This is a genomic window from Saccharothrix sp. CCNWYY140 (assembly GCF_037401995.1).
Taxonomy (GTDB): domain Bacteria; phylum Actinomycetota; class Actinomycetes; order Mycobacteriales; family Pseudonocardiaceae; genus Actinosynnema.
Window position 1 is genome coordinate 107950 of sequence record NZ_JBBEGC010000001.1, and the last position, 20816, is coordinate 128765.

16 protein-coding genes are annotated in these 20816 nt (G+C 69.2%); 2 read left to right on the forward strand and 14 right to left on the reverse strand.

Going from position 1 to position 20816, the window contains the following annotated elements; translation table 11 throughout:
• Positions 1 to 131: 131 nt before the first annotated feature.
• From WBN91_RS00465 to WBN91_RS00495, 7 genes are all read right to left on the reverse strand, one after another.
• Complete coding sequence (locus WBN91_RS00465) at positions 132 to 1754, reverse strand: B12-binding domain-containing radical SAM protein (protein WP_337721851.1); 1623 nt, start codon at positions 1752 to 1754, stop codon at positions 132 to 134.
• 56 nt (positions 1755 to 1810) lie between these two features.
• Positions 1811 to 2260 carry a GNAT family N-acetyltransferase gene (locus WBN91_RS00470; protein WP_337721852.1) on the reverse strand — a complete coding sequence of 150 codons (450 nt, stop codon included), beginning with the start codon at positions 2258 to 2260 and terminating at the stop codon, positions 1811 to 1813.
• Positions 2253 to 2906, reverse strand: a complete 654-nt coding sequence (locus WBN91_RS00475) for a dTMP kinase (protein WP_337721853.1) — start codon at positions 2904 to 2906, stop codon at positions 2253 to 2255. Before WBN91_RS00475 ends, WBN91_RS00470 begins: the two co-directional genes overlap by 8 nt.
• A 29-nt stretch (positions 2907 to 2935) precedes the next feature.
• A complete protein-coding gene (locus WBN91_RS00480) occupies positions 2936 to 3946 on the reverse strand; it encodes a M20/M25/M40 family metallo-hydrolase (protein WP_337721854.1) in 1011 nt (336 codons plus the stop codon).
• Positions 3943 to 4737, reverse strand: coding sequence for a GNAT family N-acetyltransferase (locus WBN91_RS00485; RefSeq protein ID WP_337721855.1), 795 nt, complete (start codon positions 4735 to 4737; stop codon positions 3943 to 3945). The genes WBN91_RS00480 and WBN91_RS00485 overlap by 4 nt, the downstream gene beginning before the upstream one ends.
• On the reverse strand, positions 4737 to 6182 hold the full coding sequence (locus tag WBN91_RS00490; protein WP_337721856.1) for a coproporphyrinogen-III oxidase family protein: 1446 nt from the start codon (positions 6180 to 6182) through the stop codon (positions 4737 to 4739). The genes WBN91_RS00485 and WBN91_RS00490 overlap by 1 nt, the downstream gene beginning before the upstream one ends.
• A 485-nt stretch (positions 6183 to 6667) precedes the next feature.
• A complete protein-coding gene (locus WBN91_RS00495; RefSeq protein WP_337721857.1) occupies positions 6668 to 6976 on the reverse strand; it encodes a hypothetical protein in 309 nt (102 codons plus the stop codon).
• A gap of 15 nt (positions 6977 to 6991) precedes the next feature.
• Here WBN91_RS00495 and WBN91_RS00500 point away from each other — a divergent pair, with 15 nt between their 5' ends.
• Entirely contained in the window at positions 6992 to 7207 is a 216-nt protein-coding gene (locus WBN91_RS00500) for a hypothetical protein (RefSeq protein WP_337721858.1), read from the forward strand.
• A gap of 177 nt (positions 7208 to 7384) precedes the next feature.
• Here the strand turns inward: WBN91_RS00500 and WBN91_RS00505 are convergent, their stop codons facing one another.
• On the reverse strand, positions 7385 to 7849 hold the full coding sequence (locus WBN91_RS00505; protein ID WP_337721859.1) for a lysyl oxidase family protein: 465 nt from the start codon (positions 7847 to 7849) through the stop codon (positions 7385 to 7387).
• 252 nt (positions 7850 to 8101) lie between these two features.
• Positions 8102 to 8860, reverse strand: coding sequence for a GAF and ANTAR domain-containing protein (locus tag WBN91_RS00510; RefSeq protein WP_337721860.1), 759 nt, complete (start codon positions 8858 to 8860; stop codon positions 8102 to 8104).
• A 339-nt stretch (positions 8861 to 9199) separates the two neighbouring features.
• On the opposite strand from WBN91_RS00510, the gene WBN91_RS00515 reads away from it, so the two are divergent.
• Positions 9200 to 10909 carry an EAL domain-containing protein gene (locus WBN91_RS00515; RefSeq protein ID WP_337721861.1) on the forward strand — a complete coding sequence of 570 codons (1710 nt, stop codon included), beginning with the start codon at positions 9200 to 9202 and terminating at the stop codon, positions 10907 to 10909.
• Positions 10910 to 10964: 55 nt separating this feature from the next.
• Here the strand turns inward: WBN91_RS00515 and WBN91_RS00520 are convergent, their stop codons facing one another.
• The 5 genes from WBN91_RS00520 to WBN91_RS00540 all read right to left on the reverse strand — a co-directional run bounded on the left by WBN91_RS00520 (position 10965) and on the right by WBN91_RS00540 (position 20602).
• Positions 10965 to 11756: a HEAT repeat domain-containing protein gene (locus tag WBN91_RS00520; protein WP_337721862.1), complete on the reverse strand. Its 792-nt coding sequence runs from the start codon at positions 11754 to 11756 to the stop codon at positions 10965 to 10967.
• A 153-nt stretch (positions 11757 to 11909) separates the two neighbouring features.
• Positions 11910 to 18053, reverse strand: a complete 6144-nt coding sequence (locus tag WBN91_RS00525) for an RHS repeat-associated core domain-containing protein (protein WP_337721863.1) — start codon at positions 18051 to 18053, stop codon at positions 11910 to 11912.
• A 772-nt stretch (positions 18054 to 18825) separates the two neighbouring features.
• On the reverse strand, positions 18826 to 19062 hold the full coding sequence (locus tag WBN91_RS00530) for a hypothetical protein (protein ID WP_337721864.1): 237 nt from the start codon (positions 19060 to 19062) through the stop codon (positions 18826 to 18828).
• Positions 19062 to 19751 (reverse strand): hypothetical protein, encoded by a 690-nt coding sequence (locus WBN91_RS00535; RefSeq protein ID WP_337721865.1) that lies wholly within the window; start codon positions 19749 to 19751, stop codon positions 19062 to 19064. Before WBN91_RS00535 ends, WBN91_RS00530 begins: the two co-directional genes overlap by 1 nt.
• Positions 19752 to 20086: 335 nt before the next feature.
• Positions 20087 to 20602, reverse strand: a complete 516-nt coding sequence (locus tag WBN91_RS00540) for an SgcJ/EcaC family oxidoreductase (protein ID WP_337721866.1) — start codon at positions 20600 to 20602, stop codon at positions 20087 to 20089.
• Between the last annotated feature and the right edge of the window lie 214 nt (positions 20603 to 20816).

Below are 20816 nucleotides of genomic sequence, written 5' to 3' on the forward strand. Positions count from 1 at the left end.
ATTAGAGGAGACCCTTGTGGCCGGCAAGGGAAAAATAGTTCGGACCGACTTCGACCCGACAATTTCCACGGGCAACACGAATACCACCCCGAACCCATTCGGGGTGGTATTCGCATTCCGCGACGGGCAGGCTAGTCGGTGCACCTGTTCGAGCCGCCCGCCCCACGCAGCGACAACGCGTAGTTCCGCTGCCGCTTCAGGGCGATGTCCTTCCAGTCCGACCGGACCTCGTAACCGCCGATCATCGCCTTGTACGCGTCCGTCGGCGCCGGCACCCAGAAGAACGAGAACTCGTCCTTGAGGTACCCCAAGGCCTCGTCACGCCGGTCGTAGCGGCTGATGACGTCGAGGAGGAAGAACGGATCGGTGCCCGCGAACCCGATCCCCAGTTCCGCGCAATGTTCGACGACCCGCTTCACCCGCCGCACCACCGCGTCCGCGTCCGGTTCGCCCCCGTCGGCGTCCCGGTACTTCCACCACCCCGAGTCGAAGCCGGTGAGCTGGATGCCGAACGACCCGGGGTCGCGCGCGATCGGCGTGTCGGGCGGCAGGTAGAACGGGTTGACCCGCACGGAGTGGATGGTGGCCGCGTTGCGGTCGAGGAAGCGGATCGTCTCGTCGATGTCGGACTCCTCCTCGCCGGGGAAGCCCACCAGGAAGTTCACGTGGTTCCAGATGTCGGCGTCGGCGGCTGCCCGCAGCGTCTGCTCCATCGTGGGCACGTGGTAGTCCTTGCGCATCAGGTCCAACAGGCGTTGGGACCCGGATTCCACCCCGTAGCGGGCGAGCCTGCCGCCCACCGCGCGCATCCGCACGAGGTCGTCGGGCTCCAGCCGGTCGGCGCGCACGTAGGTGAACCAGTCGGTGCCGACGCAGCCCGCGTCCTCCATCGCGTCCAGGAACCGCAGCATGTACTTCCGCGACGGGTTCAGCTCGTTGGTCATGAAGTTCAGCTGCCGGACCCCGTGCCCGATCAGGCCTTCGAACGAGGCCACCGCGGTCTGCGGCGGCGTCAGCACCGCCTTGCTGCCGGTGGCGACCCGGCAGAAGGCGCACCGGAAGTTGCACTGCTTGTCCCACACGTACAGGTGGGCACGGCGGACGGGTCGCGAGTCGCGGTACGTGGCGACGCCGAAAGCCTCGTAGCGGTCCCACCGGACCCACGAGTAGTCCGGTTGCGGCGGGAGGCTCTTCGCCGCCACGACCGGACCGGCCACCGTGCCACCGGCGGTGGTGGTCACGCCGTTGGGGATCCGCTCGGGCGAAGCGCGCCGGGCGAACGCCTCGACCGCGTCCCACCCGTCGCCCACGACCACCGTCACCGCACCGAACGGCGCGAGCGCCTCACCCACCTCGCGCGCGGAGGCCGGGGTGAAGAACTGGCCGCCGAAGGCCACCCGGCACCCGTGCGCCAACGCGACCCTGGCTAGCAGCAGCGCGGAGGCGACCTGCTCGTACCCCATCACCGAGATCGCGACGTCCTGGTCGGCGCCGCCCCCGATCGCCCGCCACAGCTGCGCGCCGTACTCCGCGACCTCGTCGGACAACTCCTCCCGCAGCACGGCGTCGCTGTCCACGCCGCTCTCGTAGAGCAGGCAGCTCCGACCGGCGAGGCGCTCCCACGCCAGTTCCATCTCCAGGTCGTAGGCCTCGACATCTATTCCCGCGCGCTCCAACTGCGCCGACAGCACGGCGATCCCCACGGGTGGGTAAGGCACGATCCGGCGCGCCGACGGCGCATAGACGAGACGCATTTTCCCCCCAAGTCATCAGCAGGACGGCACCCGCGGCGCACGACTCCCGTGCGCTTCTACAGGTAGCGCCGATAGCCGCGTGCGGACGGCACGAAGCCGTGCTTCTCGTAGAACGAATGAGCTTCTTCCCGCCTGGCGTTGGACAACAGTTGCACCTTGTAACAACCGCATTCCGCGGCCCAGGCGAGTGCGCTGTCGAGCAGTGCCGACCCCAATCCGCGCCGGCGCGCGCCGGGATCGACCACCATGTTCTCCACGAGCATGAATGGCCGTGCCCCGCGGGTCAGGTTGGGCACGACGATCGTGTCGATCGTGCCCACGAGATCCCCGCCCACCTCGACCAGCAACACGCGCCGGCCTTCCTGGGCCATCGCCGCGCTCCACGCGGAGCGCAGCCTGCCCGGCTCGGGCCGGTCGTCTTCGGGCGCCAAGGTCCACAGCAGGTCGAACAAGCGCTCCGGGTCGTCGTCGGCGGTCGCGGCCCGGATCCGGACGTCCTCAGCCACCGACCACCTCCGGAACCAGGTGCGGAAAAGCCCTCAGCACGGTCCGCCGCAGGCTCTCCGCGACCTCTTCGGGGGACCGGCCGCCGTCGACCACGGTGAACGTCCCGAACTCCGGCAACGACCGGTAGGCGGCCCGGAACGCGCGCAGGAAGTCCATGCTCTCGCTGTCGATCCCGCGCGCCTCGATCCGCCGGTGCGCCTCCACCGGGTCCACGTCGAGGAAGACGGTGAGGTCCGGGACGGGCAGCGCGGCGTTCATCCTCCGGAGGAAGTCCTCGTTGTCCGCGCCCTGGGCACGCGCGGCGGCGTACTGGCAGTAGGTGTAGCGGTCGACCACCACGACGGAGTCCGAGGTGTCCAGCGTCCTGCCCAGCCGGGACAGGTACGCCAGCTTGGCGCACGCCGAGATCAGGCGCATGGTGCCCACGCCCAGCATGTCGTAGTGGTCGGCGAAGCCGTCCTCCCGCGCGATCCGGGTGAGGACCGCGCGCACGGGTGCCAGCGACTGGTTCGGCAGGACCTCCACCGGGACGGCCCGTGCGCGCAGCCACTCCCCCAGCCCTTCGACCTGGGTGGTCTTGCCGGCCCCGTCGAGGCCGACCACCGCGACGAGGACGCCGCGCCTGCCGTCATGCCGGGTGTTCACCGCCGCGCTCCTGCCGTTGTGCCGGGTGTTCACCGCCGTGCCCCCTCGTCCTCGCCGAGCCGAGCCAGGACCTGTTCCAGCCGGCGCCGGTAGTGCCCGAGCTGGCCGACCCGCACGAACTCGTTCGGCTGGTGGTTGCGGTTGTCGGGCAGGCCACCCGCCACCACCACGCACCGCTCCGGGGGCGTCCAGCGGGCGCCGCCGAAGCGCGACGAGAACGGCGCGGGGTCCGGCGAGCACCCGGCGTCGAGGACGACCGTCCGCCGACCCCACACCGGGTGCAGGACCGAGTGCCGCAGCCGGTGCGGCCGGCGGGCCAGGAACCGGTCGACGTGCTCGGCCGCGGGGCCGGTGAACCGCCAGTCGAAGCGCACGTCCATGCTTTGCAGGCTGAGCGAGCGCACCGAGTCCTCCGCCGAGATCCCGGTCACGGTGAACCGGCCGGGCAGCTCGGCCACCTCGGCGGCGAGACCGCTGAGCAGGCCGAGCACGTCGGTGGTCGACCGCGCGGGGTGGCTGCGGGGCGAGCCCGTGTCGAGGGTGAGGAACCCGTCCACCTGGCCCACCATGCCGTTGAACACGTCGTGGCCGTCCCGGGCCGAACCGTCGCACACCACGAGCGTCCGCGGCCGGTGCTGTTCGATCAACGCCGCCGCGTCCGCGCAGCCGTCGGTCTCCTCGCAGGTGTCGACGACGACGCAGTGCCGCCGGGGGTCGGCGACCGCGAGCGCCGTCAGGAGTTGGAACTTCGAGTCGGACACGCCGAGACCGACGAGGGTGTCGTCGACGGGCGTCAGCCGCCACGGATCCGTCCGCCACCGCGCCAACGGCTCCGCGGGCTTGGTGTCCACGTGGGTGTACAGCCAGGTCGGCGACGTGGTGTCACCGACGACGAAAACACCCTCCCGGACCCTCCTGGCGCCCGAACGGCCGAGGAACTCCTCGCACCGGTCCAGCGCCTCGGCCGACATCGGGCTCACCGTGTCCAGCGACACGAGTTCGGCGAGCGATGTCAGCAGCTCCGTCGTCGACCCGGTCATGCGGAGCGCTCCTTCACCGGAAGGCTGAACGACGCGCCCGGTGGCGTCACCAGGACGACCGGACGGGCCGACAGACCTTCGACGTACGCGCGGTTGCGCACCTGGTAGCAGTGGTGCCACCACCCGGTGCGCCGATCGAGGTCCACCCCCGCGCACACCAGCGCGCCGTGCCGCACCGCCCGCTCGCGGTCGTGTTCGCCGACCAGCACGTCGACGTACCAGTCGTCCGCGACGTCACCGCTCGCCAGCAGTTCGGTGAGGGAAGCCAACCCCACGGCTCGGGCCCGCCTGCGCCGCTCGTCGAGGCGGACGCCCGCCGCGTGCGGCTCGCGCACCTCGGTGCGGCAGTTCGTGAAGACGACCGAACTGCCCCAAGCGCCCACACCGCTGACCCCTCGCCGGTACCCGATGCGCAGGGCGGTCGGCCGCAACCCCAGCCGGAGCTTGAGCCGCTGGCTGCGCGCGTCCTCGCACACGCAGCTGCTGTAGCCGGCGAGGCCGGCCGCACTCGCGTGGTTGAGCCGCCACTGGTCCAGCACCGCGCCGACACCCCGGCCGCGCCAGTCCTCGCCCACCAGGAAGTTGGACAGGTGGGCGACTCCGGCGACGGGCTCGTAGGCCGCGTAACCCACCACCCGATCGTCCCGCACCACGAGGAACCTGGCCAGCCGGGCGTCACCGAGGGACGACGCGTAGTGGTACTCCGCGTAGCTGTCGGCGAACAGGCGGCGGACCGATCGCAGGCGGTCGGGCGGGAGCACCTCGCCGCACTCGTGAGCCTCGAACAGCATCAGGCGTACTGGTCCTGGTCGAAGAACATGCCGTACTTCATCCCGATCTCGGCCAGCTCCGCCCGCACCGAGGGCGAGTAGAAGTGCACGCTCAACTCGTCGCCGAAGAAGTAACCCAGCTCCGTGGGCCGCACGGCGGTGTCCGTGACCTCCAGCAAGCCGTGGCGGACCGCGACGGAGATCTCCTGCGCGTACTGGTCCATGCAGTCCACGCCGAACTTGGCGAGGAACGCCTGCCGGTCGATACCACCGCTGGTGTGCACGCCGAGGACGAACGACTTGCGCATGATCTCGTCCTTGTCGAGCACCCGTCCCATCCACACGGGGATCTCCCCGTCGCGCATCCGGGCGCCCCACTCGCCGAGCGACTTGGTGTTCCAGTAGAAGGTCGAGTTGAGGAAGCCGTACGCGCCGCAGCCGGCGCTGAGCAGCTGGGCGCTGGAGACACCGCGCTTCTGCTCCGGCTGCCGCTGGGTCTTCTTGCGGTCGCTGACGTACTTCTGGCTGGTGACCCGGAGGTACCCGGCGTCCTGCATGAGCATCGAGTGCGCCAGCTGCATCTTCAGACCGTCCTCATAGGACGGGTACAGCTCGGCTTCGAGCTTGGAGATGCGCTTCATCGGGTGCAGGCGCAGCCGGTAGACGGTCACGGACTCCAACTGCCACTTGGCGATCTCGTTGAGCGTGTCGGCCCAGGACGCCAGGGTCTGCGCGGGCAGGGCGTAGATCAGGTCGGCGTTGACGTTGTCGAACCCGGCGGCCCGCACGTTCTCCAGCGACCGCAACGTCATGTCCGACCCGTGCCGCCGCGCCATCACCTTGAGGACCCGGTCGTCGAGGCTCTCCACGCCGACGCTGATGCGGTTCACGCCGCTGTCGCGCATCGCCTTCAGCTTGTCCAGGTCGTCGTGGACGGTCTCCGGCGCGCACTCGACCGTGATCTCCAGGTCCGGAGCCGTGTTCAGGGTGAACAGGTACTTGAGGATCTTGTCCATCTGGTGGTTCTCCAGGATGGACGGCGTGCCACCGCCGATGTGGACGTTGGCGATGACGGCGTTCGGGTTGTACCGCGCCATCTTCTGCTCCAGCTCCCGGATCAGCAGGTCCGGGTAGTCCTCCTTGGCGATCGGCGAGTTGCCGTTGTCCACCACCTTCGCGAAGTAGCAGTACGAGCAGATGCCGCTGCAATACGGGATGTGCAGGTAGAGGCTGACGCGGTCGCGAACCGGCTCCCACTCCGACGGCCGGAAGATGTCCTCGGTGGTGATCGGCTTCAGGGTGCGCACCGGCGGGTAGCTGTAGATGAAGCAGTAGTCACCGCGCTTGTCGAACCCGGCCTCCGACAACGCCGCCCAGTCGATCGCACCGTACGCGGCTTCGATCCGGTCGCTCGTGACGGGATCGAGGACCAGCCGGTCGTTGTCCTCCTTGATCCGCCGACGCAAGTCCTTAGCTGGAATGTACGAAACCATCTCGGCCCCCCTATGGCTGGACAGCTCGGTATGACGCGGCACCCCTGTCGAGCCGCGCAAGAAGTAATTTCGGTTCAGCAGGCACGCCAAAGAAACCCGTGCGCACCACGCACACGACCGCCTACCACCGTGTTTCGACAGCCTGAAATCCCCGGCCCCCGGGTCAGCGCCGGCGAACCTCCCAATACGAGGCCCCACCGAACAACGCTCCGCCGCCCACGGCTGCGCTCAAACGCCCAGCTCCACCGGACAGCACAAAATAGACAAGCAACTTGGCCCCCCAAGATGCCACCGCGGCCCACGCCGAACGCCCCGACGCAGTGCCCTGGCCTCACGATTAGTGGCGCAAGCCCCCTCGCGCCCTCTCACCGGAAGCTAGCAGCAGCCGCGCGCCACCGGCAAGGATCTTCCCAACGACCGGACACCAACGCGCCAAACCCGCTGTTCACCATCACACATCACCGATTCGGCCCAACCACACACCCTTCGCCAATGCAGAAGTTTCGCAACATGCCCAAAGCCAACTTCTCAACGGCCAAACCAGACTTCCCCGCGCCGCCCTCATGATCGGAACCGCCGTGCAGCTGCCCGCTGCACGGCAGTCGCAAACCGACGCTGCCCAGTCGGACACTCGGCAGCCAGCCCGCGCGGTACTCGCGCTTGAGGTGCTCGAACCGACGACTGGCGATGTAGAGCTTGCCGTCCGGACCGAACCGCAACCGGCCGCCGTTGTGGTGCTTGCGACGTTGTCGGTGGACCGCACCCACCGCACCCTGATCGCCGTGCCCCACTCGCTCGCACTCGTCCCGACCGGCACGGTGGGCGGCTCGGTGTCGGCCTCGCACGGGGGCACGGTCACGGTCACCGTCGGACTGGCCGGCGAGACGTTGCCCGCCGCGTCCCGGGCGTTGACGTACAAGCCCCGCACCGCGCCCGGCACGACGGTCAGGTCGGCCGATGTCCCGGCGACGGAAGTCATGTGCTGCCCGTCGTGGTAGACGTCGTATGACGCCACACGCACGTCGTCCGTGGCCGCCGTCCACGACAGCGTCAGCCGCTCGCACGTCAGGCCGCTCACGCGGGGATCGCCCGGCGCGGTGGGCGGGGTGGTGTCGGAGGCCGCCCCGACGCTCGCGGCGACGAGGACGGCTACCAGCGACACCGGGAGCCGCATGTCACCGCACCGGGGGTAGCGACTGGAGGGCGCAACGCTCCCGCCCCGGACAACTGCGGATCAGCTCGACGCGGGGCGGCTCGGTGATCTCCGCCGGCGGACTCTTCGCCCCTTGCGGCCACCGCAGGAAGATCGCGATGGAGGAAGCGTTGTTGTCGTACCTCTTCTCGACCAGGCTGCGGTCGGGGTTGACCACGTTCACCACGTCGTACAGCCCCGACGGCACGTGGGTGAGGTCGAGCCACTGGAAGTCGACCTTGTAGGGGTAGTCGTCGCCCGACCCGACTGAGATCCCCTGCTTCACGGCCGTCGCCGAGGGGTTGCGCATCTCGCACATGTTGCGGCGCAGGAACTTCGCGGCGTCCGCGACCATGCACACGTCCCAGTCCTGGCACTGCGCGGGTTCCGCGGTCGTGCCACCGGGGCAGCCGACGGGCGTCCGCGCGAGCGCCCGCACCCCGATCATGTGGGGTGGACCGTTGCGACCCAACGCACTTCCCCCGACAGCGGAAGTGGTCGGTGTCCGGGTCCGCAGCGTGACCGTGGCCGACCTCGAAGCGCTGCGGTGCCCGCGCACGCGAGCCGCGTTGGACGAGGCCGTGGCGCGCGCGGTGGCTGCGCGCCGACGGGGACGGCGTTGTCCGACCTGCTGCACCCGGAGGAGCATCGCACGGGGTCGGCACCACGGGCCCTGGACGATCAAGGCAGCCGGTGGGTGTCAGTGGTCGGCGTCGAGGATGCCGTGTCGGATGAGGGTGCTGGTCAGGTCTCCTGCTTCCTGGGCGGCGACGAGCTCGCGTGCCACGTCCCGCAGTTTGGCGTTGCCGTGCTGGGACGCTCTTCGCAGCACCGCGAACGCCTTCTCGACGTCGATGTCGAAGCGGTGCATGAGGATGCCTTGAGCCTGGCCGATGACATGCCTGCTGTGCAGTGCGGCGGTCAGGTTGTCGACCAGTTTGCGGCTGTCGTGGTAGACGTGGACGTTGTCGAAAGCGACGCCGGCGTGCAAGGTCAACAGGAGCACGACGTCGTAGCCGCTGTCGTCGAACCGATGCGGTTTTCGGGACAACAGGGTCAGCACCGCCGCCGGCGAATGTTCGGTGGGCACCGGCAGCACCAAGGCGGATCGGTACCCCCGCACCGCCAAGGCCCCGGTGAACGCGGTCCAGCGGCTTTCGGTTTCGGTGTCCACGATCCGGCGGGGTTCCCGGAACCGCAGCGCCTCACCGACCGGATCCGCCGCCGAAATCTCCAAGGCGGTGTGCGTTCCGTCTTCCACCGTGGCTCCGAGCCTGGAGGCCACGGTCTCGCCGGCGCCGTCGCGACCCGCCACGGTGATCATCGCGTGGTCGCAGTCCGGCACGGTCCGGACCAGCCGGTCGAGGAAACGTCCGGTGACCGCTTCGACGTCGTCGTCCTCGACCAGCCGGGACAGCTCGACCAGGTCTTGAGCCAAGGTCAGCACCGATTCGACCACGAGCACCCTCCCCGTCGCCGGCCGTCGGACCGGTCCGTCGTGAGTGGGATGCTGCGCTGCTGAACACCCTGTGGCTGGAGACTCTACGACATGGCCGAGCACCGGCGGCACCCTGTCGCCCCGCTACCGGGCAACGAAAGTGAAAACCCTTTCAATTCTCCGACGCTCAGTACGCCGCACACCGCACACCGCACAAAGAACGTATCGAATCCGGGCAGCCGCCGCCCGATAGCGTCTTCACGAACCAGCAATAGCCCAAACGGCGGTTGTCAGAATACCGGCCCGCCAGAATAGTGCGTTCCCGGCGATTCGAATGCACTTCCCCCGAGGAGCGTGGCCGTGCTGACCCGCTCGGTACTCCGCTGGAAACCGTCGACGCCGCGGACCGCTCCCGACCGCATGTCGCAGGTGCAGCGGCTCACGCTGGTCTTCGCCTGGCTGGGCGCGATCGGCCTGGTCGTCCAGTCGGTCACCGCGGGTCCGCTCGGGCCGGCAGCCGCCGTGCTCGCGGTGGTCGTCATGGGCTCGTGGGTTCGCGGCGGCAACGACCGGTGGTGGGTGGCCGTGGTGGAAGGCGTCTGCGCCGCGGTCGCGTGCCTTGCTCTGCCCGATCCGCAGAGGACGCTGGGATTCGTCTTCGGCACGACCGTGCGCCGAACCCTGGTGCACAGCGGTGAACGCCTGCCGGTGAAAGCCGTGGGCGTGGTGCTGGGGTATCTGATCGGCACCGGGATCGTGCTGTCGTCCCGGCTGTGGGGTGGAACCGCCGCATTCGACATCGGCGCGATCTCGGCTGCTCTGCTACCGCTGGTCGGCCTGGTGATCGGTTCGATGGCCCTGCACGCGATGGTCCACTCGGGGCGGCTGGCACGGACGGCGGCTCTGCGCGCCGAGGACGAACGCCGGGCGGCAGCGGCTGTGCTGGAGGCCAGCCCGATCGGACTGCTCCTCCTCGACCACACCGGCACCCCGCAGCTGTACAACCGACGTGCGCTTCCGCTGCTGCGCGACGGCACGGTCACGACGTTGCCGGGCTTGTCGCGCGACCACCGCGGTGGCGAGGGCTACGAGATCCCGATCATCCGAGACGACGGCACGACCGGCCACCTGGAACTGCGCTCGATCACCGTGGAGCGGTCCGAAGGCCCCGACTACCTCCTGCTCACCGCCACCGAACGGGAAGCCCCGGACAGCGGCGACGCACCGGCCGCCGGTGGCCCCATCGTGCCGCCGATGCGTTCCCCACTCGACACACCGGTTCGTCGGACACGCCCGCTCGGCACCCAACGGTCCGGCGCGGCGGCCGAGCTGCTGACCGCACTCGCGGACGGCCAGTTCGTCGTCCACTACCAGCCGATCGTGGAGCTCGGCACGGGCGAGGTCACCGGCACGGAAGCCCTGGTCCGGTGGCAACGCCCCGGCTACGGGCTGGTGAGTCCCGGCGAGTTCGTCGAGACGGCCGAGAAGACCGGCGTCATCGTCCCTTTAGGACACCACGTGCTCACCACCGCGTGCGAGCAGGCGGCGCGGTGGCACGCCGAGGGGCGCTCGTGGGGAGTCACGGTCAACGTGTCCACCAAGCAGCTGTGGGACCCCGGCTTCACCGCGGCCGTGTCCGACCTGGTCAGCCGCGTCGGGTTGCCTCCCGCCGCGTTGACCCTGGAGGTCACCGAGTCCGCCTGGGCCGACGAGAACGCCCTCGACACCCTGACGGACCTGCGGGGGCTCGGCGTGCGAGTCGCGCTCGACGACTTCGGGACCGGCTTCTCCTCCCTGGGCTACCTGCTGAGGCACCCGTTCGACGTGATCAAGGTCGACCGGTCGTTCACCGCCGAACTGCGCCACAACGCACGCGCGGCCGGCGTCGTTCGCTGCGTCCTGGGCCTCGCCGACACCCTGGGCGCCCGTACCGTCGCGGAAGGCGTCGAACACCGGGAGCAAGCCGACTGGCTGCGGCTGGCGGGCTGCACACATGCCCAGGGATACCTCTACGGCCGACCACAACCCGCCGACGCGCTCACCGAAGGTCCCTCCGACCAGGCGTGCTGACCCGCGTGTCGGGTCAGCGACCGACGGCACCGTGCTCGAGCTTGATCACCATCCATCACCCGCCGGGTATCACCATTCCCGCAACACGTCGAGCTTCCAGGTCGTCAGCGATCTGCATCCCCACACGGTCAGTACCCGAGCGCATGATCCGCACTGCCTCCTGCCACGCACCGGAGGCACCGGCCAGCCGCATGATGTGGACCAGTGCTCGCCGACTGATCGAGCGCTTCTCGTCCCGCAACGCCTTCAACAACACGTCCACCGACCGCGCGCCGAACTCACCAAGCACCTGAACCGCTTGGTAGCGAACGTTCGACGCAGGGTCCACCAAGGCCGACATCTCGATCAGCCGAACGCTTTCCCGGGACGGGTTTTCCAGGGCGCCCAGCTCGTACACGGCCAGAGCCCGCTCCGCTTCGTCAGCGCTCGACAGCAGCGCGAGCAGTGCTTCTTCGGATCGCGGCGCGGCAACGGAAGCATTCGCCGACTGGGCCCAGCCGAGGTACCAGTGCGGGAAATCCGGTTCAGGGCGCAACTCCGGCGGACTTCCGACACCGGCTTCCCGGCGATCCACCAGCCTGCCCCGGTTGGGGCCGGTGACGAGGAGCACCGTGGCCTCGGTGCCTCCCCACTCCACCACCCGCAGGCCTCGGTGCACCCGTCCGTCCAGTTCCACCTCGGCCAGGTTCCCGGGCAGTTCGACACTCCGCCAGGTGCTCAAGGGGCACAAGCCGTATCCGGGACCCAACCCGCCGTCACCCACCTCGGTCAGGAACGCCCGGTAGCCCTCGGGGATCTCGACGCCGTGCACGGTCTCGAAGATCGCGATCCGCTCATCGGACAGCACGTCGCCGAACCTCCGCCCCCGGGGCGCCCGGAGGTACCCCGGGGGGCGGAACAACGGCTCGGTCCAACGCCGCGCCACCGTCGACCTGATCTCGTCGACGAGTGACGAGGAGTCATCGAGGTGCACTTCGAGCGTCCTCCGCCGGTGTGTACGTCATTGGTTCAAGTACTCGAACAGGTCCCGACACGCCGGGCACGGTTCACGCGGGGCGCCGTGGCGGTCCCAACCGTACCCCTCGCTGCCGCCTTGGACGTCTACCGACTGCGGCGTGCTCCCGTAGATCGAGTGGCCTCGGCTCTCCAGGTCGCACAGGGCGCCGATCTCACCGCAGCCGCGGTGGTGCCCGGTGATCTGGGTCGCCGTGCGCACTTCGGGGGTCAGGTCGTCCAAGGACCTGCGTTGGCTGATGCCGTAACCCTTGGCCCCGTCCCTGGCCGTCACCTCGCACGCCACGTTCGTTCGACCGACGTTGACGTCGGCGTAGTCGAGCAGGTCGTCGCTGGGCTCCCCGTCGTTGTGGACCAGCACGCCCGAGGTGCCGACGACGATGTGGTACGTGTGGATGCCGTCGACCGTCAGGTCGAAGGTGAGTTGGCGGTTGTGGTGCGGTCGGGCGCCGGTGACCTCCGCACGCGTCCCCGTCGGGGTGCGGAGCAGGTCACCCGACCGGAGCTCGCCCGCCTCGACCCACCGGCCCGCGGTCACCGACCAGAAGGGGTGATCGGCGGTGGTGGTGACGGTGTGCGACGCGCCGCCGCCTTCGCGGACGCCGAGGTCGACGTAGTCCTTGTCATGACTGGTGCGGATGGTTCGGACGACGCTTCGCGCCCCACTCCACCCGGTCGTGGGATCGACGGCGAGGACGACGTCACCCGGCTCGACGCGCTCGATCGGCACGCGGGAGCCGTCGCCCAGCAGCACCAGTGTGCCCGCCGCGAAGCTGTGCTTCGACTTCCGGCGCACCGGGCAGGCGCCGTCGGCGTTGTCCGCCTTCTTCTTGGTCGCCGCTTTCGCCTTGGCGGCAACCGCTTTGGCGCGCTCGGCCGCCTTCGCCGCGGCCTTCTTGGCCGCCTCCTCCGCTACCGCCCGCGCCTTGGCCGCCTTCTCCGCCGCGGCCTTGGCCGCTGCCGCGGCGGCTGCCTTGGCCGCTTCGGCGGCTTTCTCCGCGCCCTGGATGATGGCGCGGGCCCACTTGATCTCCTGGAAGAAGGTGACGACGGCCTTGCCGGCGCGGAAGATGGCTTCGGCGATCTTCTTGGCCTTGAAGATCTTGCCCCAGGGCAGGGCGCCGATGACCATCGAGACGCAGGCGCCGATGTCGCCCTTGAGGCAGTTGATGATGTCGTTGATCCCCAGGAACTCCATGAGGATCTGGCCGCCGGCCTCGAGGATGACGTCGAGCAGGCTCTTGCTCTGGATCTGCTGCGCCTTGGCGATGTCCTCGGGGCTGGGGCCGGTCGGTTGCGTAGCCCCTGTCTCGGAGGGTGAGCCGCTGCCGCCGCCCGCGTCCACTACCGCGCCGGTGGGGTCGGTGTAGGAGAGCGGGTTGTTCTCGGCGTAGGCGTAGGCGGAGATCGCGGGCCCCGGTTGGGGCATCGGGTCGGTGCTGGTGAACCTGCCTGTGTCGGGGTTGTAGTTGCGGGCCCGGAGGTAGTAGTTGCCCTCGCCCGACGTCGAGTCCTGGTAGGCGCCGGTGTACTTCAGCGGGTTGGCGGGGCCGGTCGGGTCGCCCGGTTCGAGGGTTTCGCCTTGGCGGGGGCTGCCGAAGGGGTCGTAGTCGTAGCCCGCTTCGGGGACGCCGTTGGGGCTGAGCATGTTGGCCACGCCGCCGAGCCAGTCGTGGGTGTAGGCGTGGGCGCCGGTGGCGGGGTCGAGCAGGGCCAGAGGTTCGTCGTCGGGGCCGTAGGTGAATCCGCGGCGCTCGGTGGTGGCGCCGGTGGCGTTGGTGGTGGTGTCGAGGGCGATCTGGGGCAGGGTGCCGTTGACGTCCCAGGTCCAGCGCTGCGTGGTGGCGGTCGCGCCTTCGCCGGAGGTGGCGGTCAGGCGCAGGCCGGTGGCGTCGTAGGCGAACGCCGTGGTGCGACCGCCGGTGGTCGCGGTGGCCAGGGTGTTGTCGAGGTTGTAGGTGGAGGTGTCGCGACCGGCCTTGGTCTGGTTGCCGTTGAGGTCGTAGTCGTAGTGGGTGACCGTGCTGGGCCACCCGTTGGTCTCGCCGTCGGGGCGGTTGCCGGTGTGCTTCTGCGTGACGACGCGCTTGGTGAGCTGGTCGGCGGCGTCGTAGTGGTAGCGGGTGGTGTCGCTGCCGGCGTTGCCGGTGCGCTTCTGGGTCAGGCGGTTGCCGACCAGGTCGTAGGTGTAGTCGATGCGGCCGGCGTTGGCGGCGTGCTGGTCGCAGCTGGTGGCGGCGTAGCAGGCGGAGGTGACGCGGTCGGCCGGGTCGTAGGCGTAGGAAACCGCCTCGGACACCCCGCCGCGGGTGGTGGTGACCTTGATCGGGTTGCCGACCGGGTCGAGGTCGAGACGGTAAGCAGAGACGGGGTCCTGCACGTCTGCCGGTGGACCGGTGCCCGGTGTGCGTTCGGTGCCGATGGCGGTCAGGCGGCCCGCGTCGTCGTAGGTGCGTCGCTCGACCAGGCCGGTGGGCGGGGGCAGGGTGGTGCTGGTGCGGCGGCCGGCGACGTCGTAGCCGAACCGCCAGGTGGCGGCCCTGGTGCCGGCGGCGCCACCGGAGACGGTGAGCTCGGTCATGCGGCTGTCGGCGTCGTAACCGCTGGTGACGCGGGTGCCGTCGGGGTAGTCGCGGCCGGTGATGTTGCCGCGCACGTCGTGGTGGTACTCGAAGGTATCGCTGCGCCCGGCCTCCGCGCGGGTGATCTTGGTGATCTGGTCCTCGTCGTCGTAGTCCACGTTGCGCACGCCGAGGGGGTCGCCGTAGGAGGTGATGCGGTCCTTGGCGTCGTAACCCCACTTGTACTTCGGCCCGCCGTCGCCCAGAGCACGATCGGTGCGGCGGCCGACGATGTCGTAGGTGTCGACGATGGTGCGCTTGGCGCGTTCAGCGTCGCTGAGACGTTCGTGCTCGCCGCGGGTGATCGCGGAGATGAGGTTGTTCTCGACGTCGTAGGTCGCTTCGACGCGGCGACCGAGCGGGTCGGTGGTGCTGGTGGGGCGGCCGGCGCGGTCGTAGTCGATGCGGCGGACGTGGTGGTTGGGATCGCGGATGGCCGCCAGCAGGCCGTCGGCGTGGTAGCTGTAGACGGTGGCGTCGTTGTGCGGCGCGTGCGGGTGGTATCGGGCGTCGGGAGCGTGGACGCTCTCGATCTGGTTGTCCTCCCGGTAGCTGTAGTGGGTGGTGTGGTTGTTGGCGTCCGTGACCGACGTGAGCCGGTTGTTGGCGTCGTAGGTCGAGACGGTGGTGTGGTCGAGCGGGTCGACGACCTTGGTGCGGTTGCCCGCCAGGTCGTACTCGAAGTGGGTGGTGAACCGCTCGCGGTCGGCGCCCTCGATGTTGCCGCGCGGCTCGGTGACGCCGGCGAGCAGTCCGTCGTCGGTGTAGGTCCAGGTGGTGACGCCGCCGGTGGCGTTCTCCTGGCGGACCTTGTTGCCGGCCTTGTCGTACGTGGTCTTCGTGGTGTTGCGGCCGGCGTCGGTGGTGGAGGTCTGGCGGCCGTTGCGGTCGTAGCCCATCGACAGCTTGCGGTTGAGGGTGTCGGTGGTCTCGGTGACCTGACCGGTGTTGTCCCGCTGGAAGCTGGAGGGCTTGTTGAACTCGTCCACTGTGGACGTCGTGCGGTCCAGATCGTCTACCTTGACGTCCTTGTGCACGATCTGCCCGTTCGGGTACGGGCGTGAGATGCGCACGAGGTTGTCGTTGGCGTCGTAGCGGTACGTGGTGGTGAAGTCGGCCGCGTTCGCACCCGGCACGTTGCCGCGCGGCGAGATCGTCTGGTGCAGCAGGCCCTTGGCGTTGTAGCGGTAGGCGGTGACGATGTCGGTTTCGCCGTGGCCCATCTCGATGCGCACGGCGGCGCGGCGCCCGGCGTTGGTGTAGGTGACCGAAGTGGTCTTGCGCGGGTCGGTGACCGAGGCCAGGCGGCCGTTGTCGAGGTAGCGGTACTCGACCTTCACGTGCTCGGGGTTGACGGTGCTGCTGACGCGTCCGACCTCGTCGTAGTTCGTGCGCCACAGGTGCCGCTTGCCCGGCTCGGACACCTCGACCACGCGGTCCTGCGGGTCGAAGCGGTAATCGGTGGTGAACGCCCGCCGATCGGCGCCCGGCGCCGTTCCACGCGGATCGGTCGAGGCGGTCCGGCGGCCGGTGAGGTCGTAGCGGGCCTCGGTGCGACGTCCTTCCGGCGAGATCACCGCTTCGAGCAGACCGGAGTTGGGCTGCCCCGGTGGGATGTGCTCGTAGCGGGTGACCTTGTCGCGCTGGTCGGTCGTGGTGGTGCGCAGGCCCCGCTCGTCGTAGGTGTGGCTGATCGAGTTGTTCTCGGCGTCGGTGCTGCGGACGAGTTCGTTGAACTCGTTGTAGGTGTTCTTCCAGACCTGGCCGTTGGCGTCGACGAACTCGATCGGGTTGTTGCGCTCGTCGTACTTCGTCTTCTCGTCGAAGCCCTGTGGCGCAACGCGCCTGGTCGGGTTGCCGTTGGCGTCGTGCTCGCTCTCGTGCTGGTTGTGGTTGCCGTTGACCAGCAGGTTGCGGTTGAGCGAGCCGTCGTAGCGGTGGTTGTCGGTGTCACCCGCGCCGCGCCTGGTGTGGACCAGCACGTTGCCGCGGTAGCCGTCGCGGACCACCACGTCGTCCGCGTCGGTGGTGATCGCCTCCTGCCGGTCGGCGTTCCACTCGAACTTCGTGCCGTTGCCCAGCGCGTCGAACTGGCGCGCCATCCGCCCGGAGGCGTCGTACTCGTTGCGGACCAGCGTGGTGCGGTGCGGTTGCGGGTCCACGACCTCGGTCAGCCGACCCTCGGCCGAGTAGCCGTACCGCCATTGCCCGGCGCGGGCGTCCTTGTACACCGCGAGCCGACCGGCCTGGTCGTACTCGTACTGGACCTTGCGGTGGTCGGGCAGGGTGATCGAACGGATCAGACCACCTTCGACACGCGCACGCACCACCCGACCCGACGGGTCGGTGATCGTGATCTCCGTGTCGCTGTAGGCGAGGGTCACGCCGATCCCGCGCGGTGTGCGGATGGACACCAGGCGGCCTTCACCGTCGAAGCCGTACTTCAACTGGCTCCGGGTGACCAGTTCCCACCCTGTGTCGGTCTTGCGCAGTGTCGAGCGCACACCCGCCGGACGCTTGTAGGCACCGTCCACGAGGCGGTACAGCACGCTCGCGCCGTCGTCCGCCAGCACGATCGCGCCCTGATCGGTCTCCGTGACCCGCATCCCGTACGACCACGCCCAGCCCGGCCCGAACAGGCCCGCGACGGTCAGGGTCGAGGAGTAGACCCGCGTCGAGGAGAACGGCACACCGAACGACGCCATCGCCAAGTCCGGCTCGACGCGGGTGAACGCCCCGGTCGCCGTGTTCACCCCGTCACCGCGGAACGCCTGCCGCACGCCGGTCAGGCTCAACGCCGTGCCACAACCGCAGCCGGACGTCTGCTCGACCGGGATCTCGGGCGGCATGATCGTCGTGCGCGGGCGGGTGTCCGGCCCAGGTGCGGAGACGACCTCGCCACCCTCGTCCAGGATGGCCGCCAGCGTGACGAAGTACTCCTTGCCCGGGTCGAGCACCCACCCTTCGAGCACGCCGAACGTGCGGCAGAACTGCCGCACCGCGCCACACGGGGTCTGCAACTCCGACCGCGGCAACACCGCCGAGACCTGCTCGGTGCCCGTCGACTTCTCGAAGACCCTGGCACGCCAGGACGACCAGGCCCGAGCGTCGTCCCGCACGTCGAAGTAGGCCATCAAGGAGGTGTCGCCCAGCGCGAACCCGGGACGCGTCACAACCCCGGCGAAGATCTCCTCGTCCGCTGCTCCGGCTTCACCGGGTTTGCGCACCCGCGCCCAGTCCTCAGCCGACAACCGCACCGGCTCCCCGCCGGCCTTGACGCCTGCCGGGACCTCCGGTGGCCACTGCTCCGGCGGCACCGCCTCATCCGGACGCGCCGACGCGGGCGCCGGTCTGTCCACCGGCCCCGCTCCCGCGGTCACCCCGGGCACCTCGCCCGCCGCCGCGCGCGCCCACGTCACCGGCTGCAACAAACTCGCCGCCACCAACAACACGCACACCGACGCCAACCAGCGAACCCGGCTCGTCCACGTCACGCCGATTTCCGTCACCACTCCCCCAAACCGAATCCGATCAGTACGCGAACAACGCGCAACACAAATCCGGACATGAAGGAGCTGACCGAATCGGCGACAGCACATGCCAAATCAGCCGATACATGCCAGGACGGCACAGTACGAAGTACCCGAGGCCGCTCGGACGATTGCTTGCGTCCAACACCAAGGGTTACAAGATCAGAAATCCCCCACAGGCAGCATGAAAATCCCCCCGGACGTCGAGTCGGCAGCGTCGCCGACGATCCAGCGACGCCGTGCCATTGAAGCGGAAAACCGGTAACAGAGACACATCCGACCGGGTGAACCCGAGACCAGGATTCGCAATAACCCAGAATATTCCGGCCGACCACGTCAACCGCTTTAGGTCCGCCCCAACGGGGCATTCGGTTCACGCTCAACCGGCCGCCCTTGTCTTCGCGACAAGTGCGATCAGTGCCGGCCTGCGGCGATACGGCCTGTGGTCGCATACGGCAGACGCTCGTGAGGCCACCGGCAAGCAAACTCGGCGCCCGGCACGGACGGTGGACCTTTGCCGTCGACGTACCCTCACTGGACGGACGACAAGGCGCCGGCGCTCAAACCGACCACCATCGCCCGCTCCCACGACTACGTCGCCTGGTCCGAAACCGACCAGACCCTGGTCAACCGCTGCACTCGCGGGCTTCCGGCGCCGAGGACGGGACTGCAAGACGAGTGGCTCTGACCCGTGGTCGGCGGTGACGTCGAGTATCTGTCAGGGGCGCGCGCCTCGTCGAAGGAGCTCCCGTCAAGCCTGCTCGCCGGGAGGTGAGTGGACGGTGACCGTGCCGACGTTGCGGGCCTGTACCACGCTCCCGGCGGTACCGGACAGGTCGTTGGTCGATGAGCCCGGCGAGCCCGTTGCGGTGGCCACGTCGGAAGGGCTACCGATGTGGATCTCCTCGACCTCCGCGTGCGCGTCGTCGCCGACGACAGCGGTGCCGATGGTGACGTTGCCGCCGTGTACCTGGAAACCCTTGTTCATCAGCGTGTCGTCCTTTCCTGGTCGTCGCGGGTGCTCGCCTTGGCTCGATCTCCGACTGCGAGCGCGCCGATGTTGCTCGTACCGCCGGTCTGGATGACGCCCTGGTTGAGGATCGCCGTCTGCCTGCTGTGCAACTCGCTGGAGTCCACGCCGCGGTCGTCGAGGAAAGCGATGAGCGCCTCCAGGACGTGACGCTCCACGACTTTCAGGTCCCGGTCGAGATCGGTGAGCTGGAGGCTGTTGTCGAACGGACCGGAGGCGGCCAGTTCCCGGATGGTGACGTCGACGCCGTAGTCGTGCAACAGCGCCCTCCGAACGACACGGGCTTCACGGCGGTGGGAGAGGTTGGTGCGCGCTTTGAGGGACAGGCTGTGGATCAGCCTGAACGGAGCGCTGAAGAAGGTGCCGATCCACCCGACCGACGACGTGAGCACCTCCGCGTCTGTGAAGTCGCGGAACCCGAAGCGGTCCGACGTCCGTTCCTGCATGCGCAACTCGCGCAACAGCGGCGGCAACACCGTCCGGTCGCACTCGACGAAGAGCGTGTGGTCGTCCACGACGAAACGCAGGAAAGTCGTGGCGGCCTGCATGCCGTACGGCGACCTCCGGTGGGCCACCAGGTAGCTGCGGACGGCGTCGTCCTGGTCGTTGGCGATGGCCGTGACGGCATCGTCGTCGAGGTCGGTCACCGGACCCGCCTGCCTGTCGGGCAGCAGGACGTGGCGTCCGACCGGGAGGTGACCGCTGGCGAAGACCCTGCGGTTCTCGGCGCAATGGTCTCGGGGAGGTCCGCTGATCTCCGGACGGTGTTGACGGCAACCGACGTGCGGTTGAGAGGTGTGCGGTAGGAGCGCGGGCGCGCCGAACAGGTGTCGCGGGCCGTCCACCAGGGCCACCGGTTGGGCGTCCTCACCAGGCGCGAAGGCCCGAAGGCGGTGCTCGAGGTGGTCGACCGGGGCCCGGGTCTGCCCGCCGCCGATCGGCGGCGGGTTGTGCGTCCGGATCGTGCTGCGCGCCGGGTGGGTCAGGGCTTCTCGGGCATGGCGGAGGAGTGGTGGTTGACGATCAGCCACTTGCCGTCGACCCGCTCGTAGGCGTAGGTATAGCGGGCGTCGACCGTGCTGCCGTCCTTGCCGAGGGTGAACCGGTAGATGCCGGCGTCGATCGCGGCGTTCGGGCCGAGCACCTTCACGTGGCGCTCCAGGATCCGGCCGCTGGGCTTGTTCGCGAGGAAGTGCTCGAAGTAGTCGACGATCTCGGCCCGGTCGGAGCGGACGTTGTTGGACAGCGTGGGCAGCAGCACCCCGTCGGGGGCGTAGAGGTCGGCGACCTTCCCGGGGTCGCCGGTGGCCAGCGCCTGGTTCCAGGTGTCGAACAGCGCCCCGATCTCCTGCTCGCTCAGCACGGCGGCGGCGGGCGTGGCGGCGGGCGCGGCGGCCGGCTTGTCGTTCCCGGCGGCGGTGCCACACGCGGTGAGCGCGAGGACGGCGGCCGACGCGATGGCGACGGCTCCGAAACGAACACGTCCGACGTTGCGCATTGGTGTCTCCCTGTAGTTGGTGACGTTGTCGCGTTCCACTTTCGTGTGACGTGTGGAAGCAACAGCCCAAGGGAGAGACAGCGCTGGGTAATGGTTTCTCCAATACGGCGAACGGTACGAACTCGCGCCTTGGCCGTTCGGCTACGTGATCGCGCAGGCGCGCGGCGCGCACTACGCGGCTGCGGGATTCGAGGGACGAAGGGTTCCCGGGATC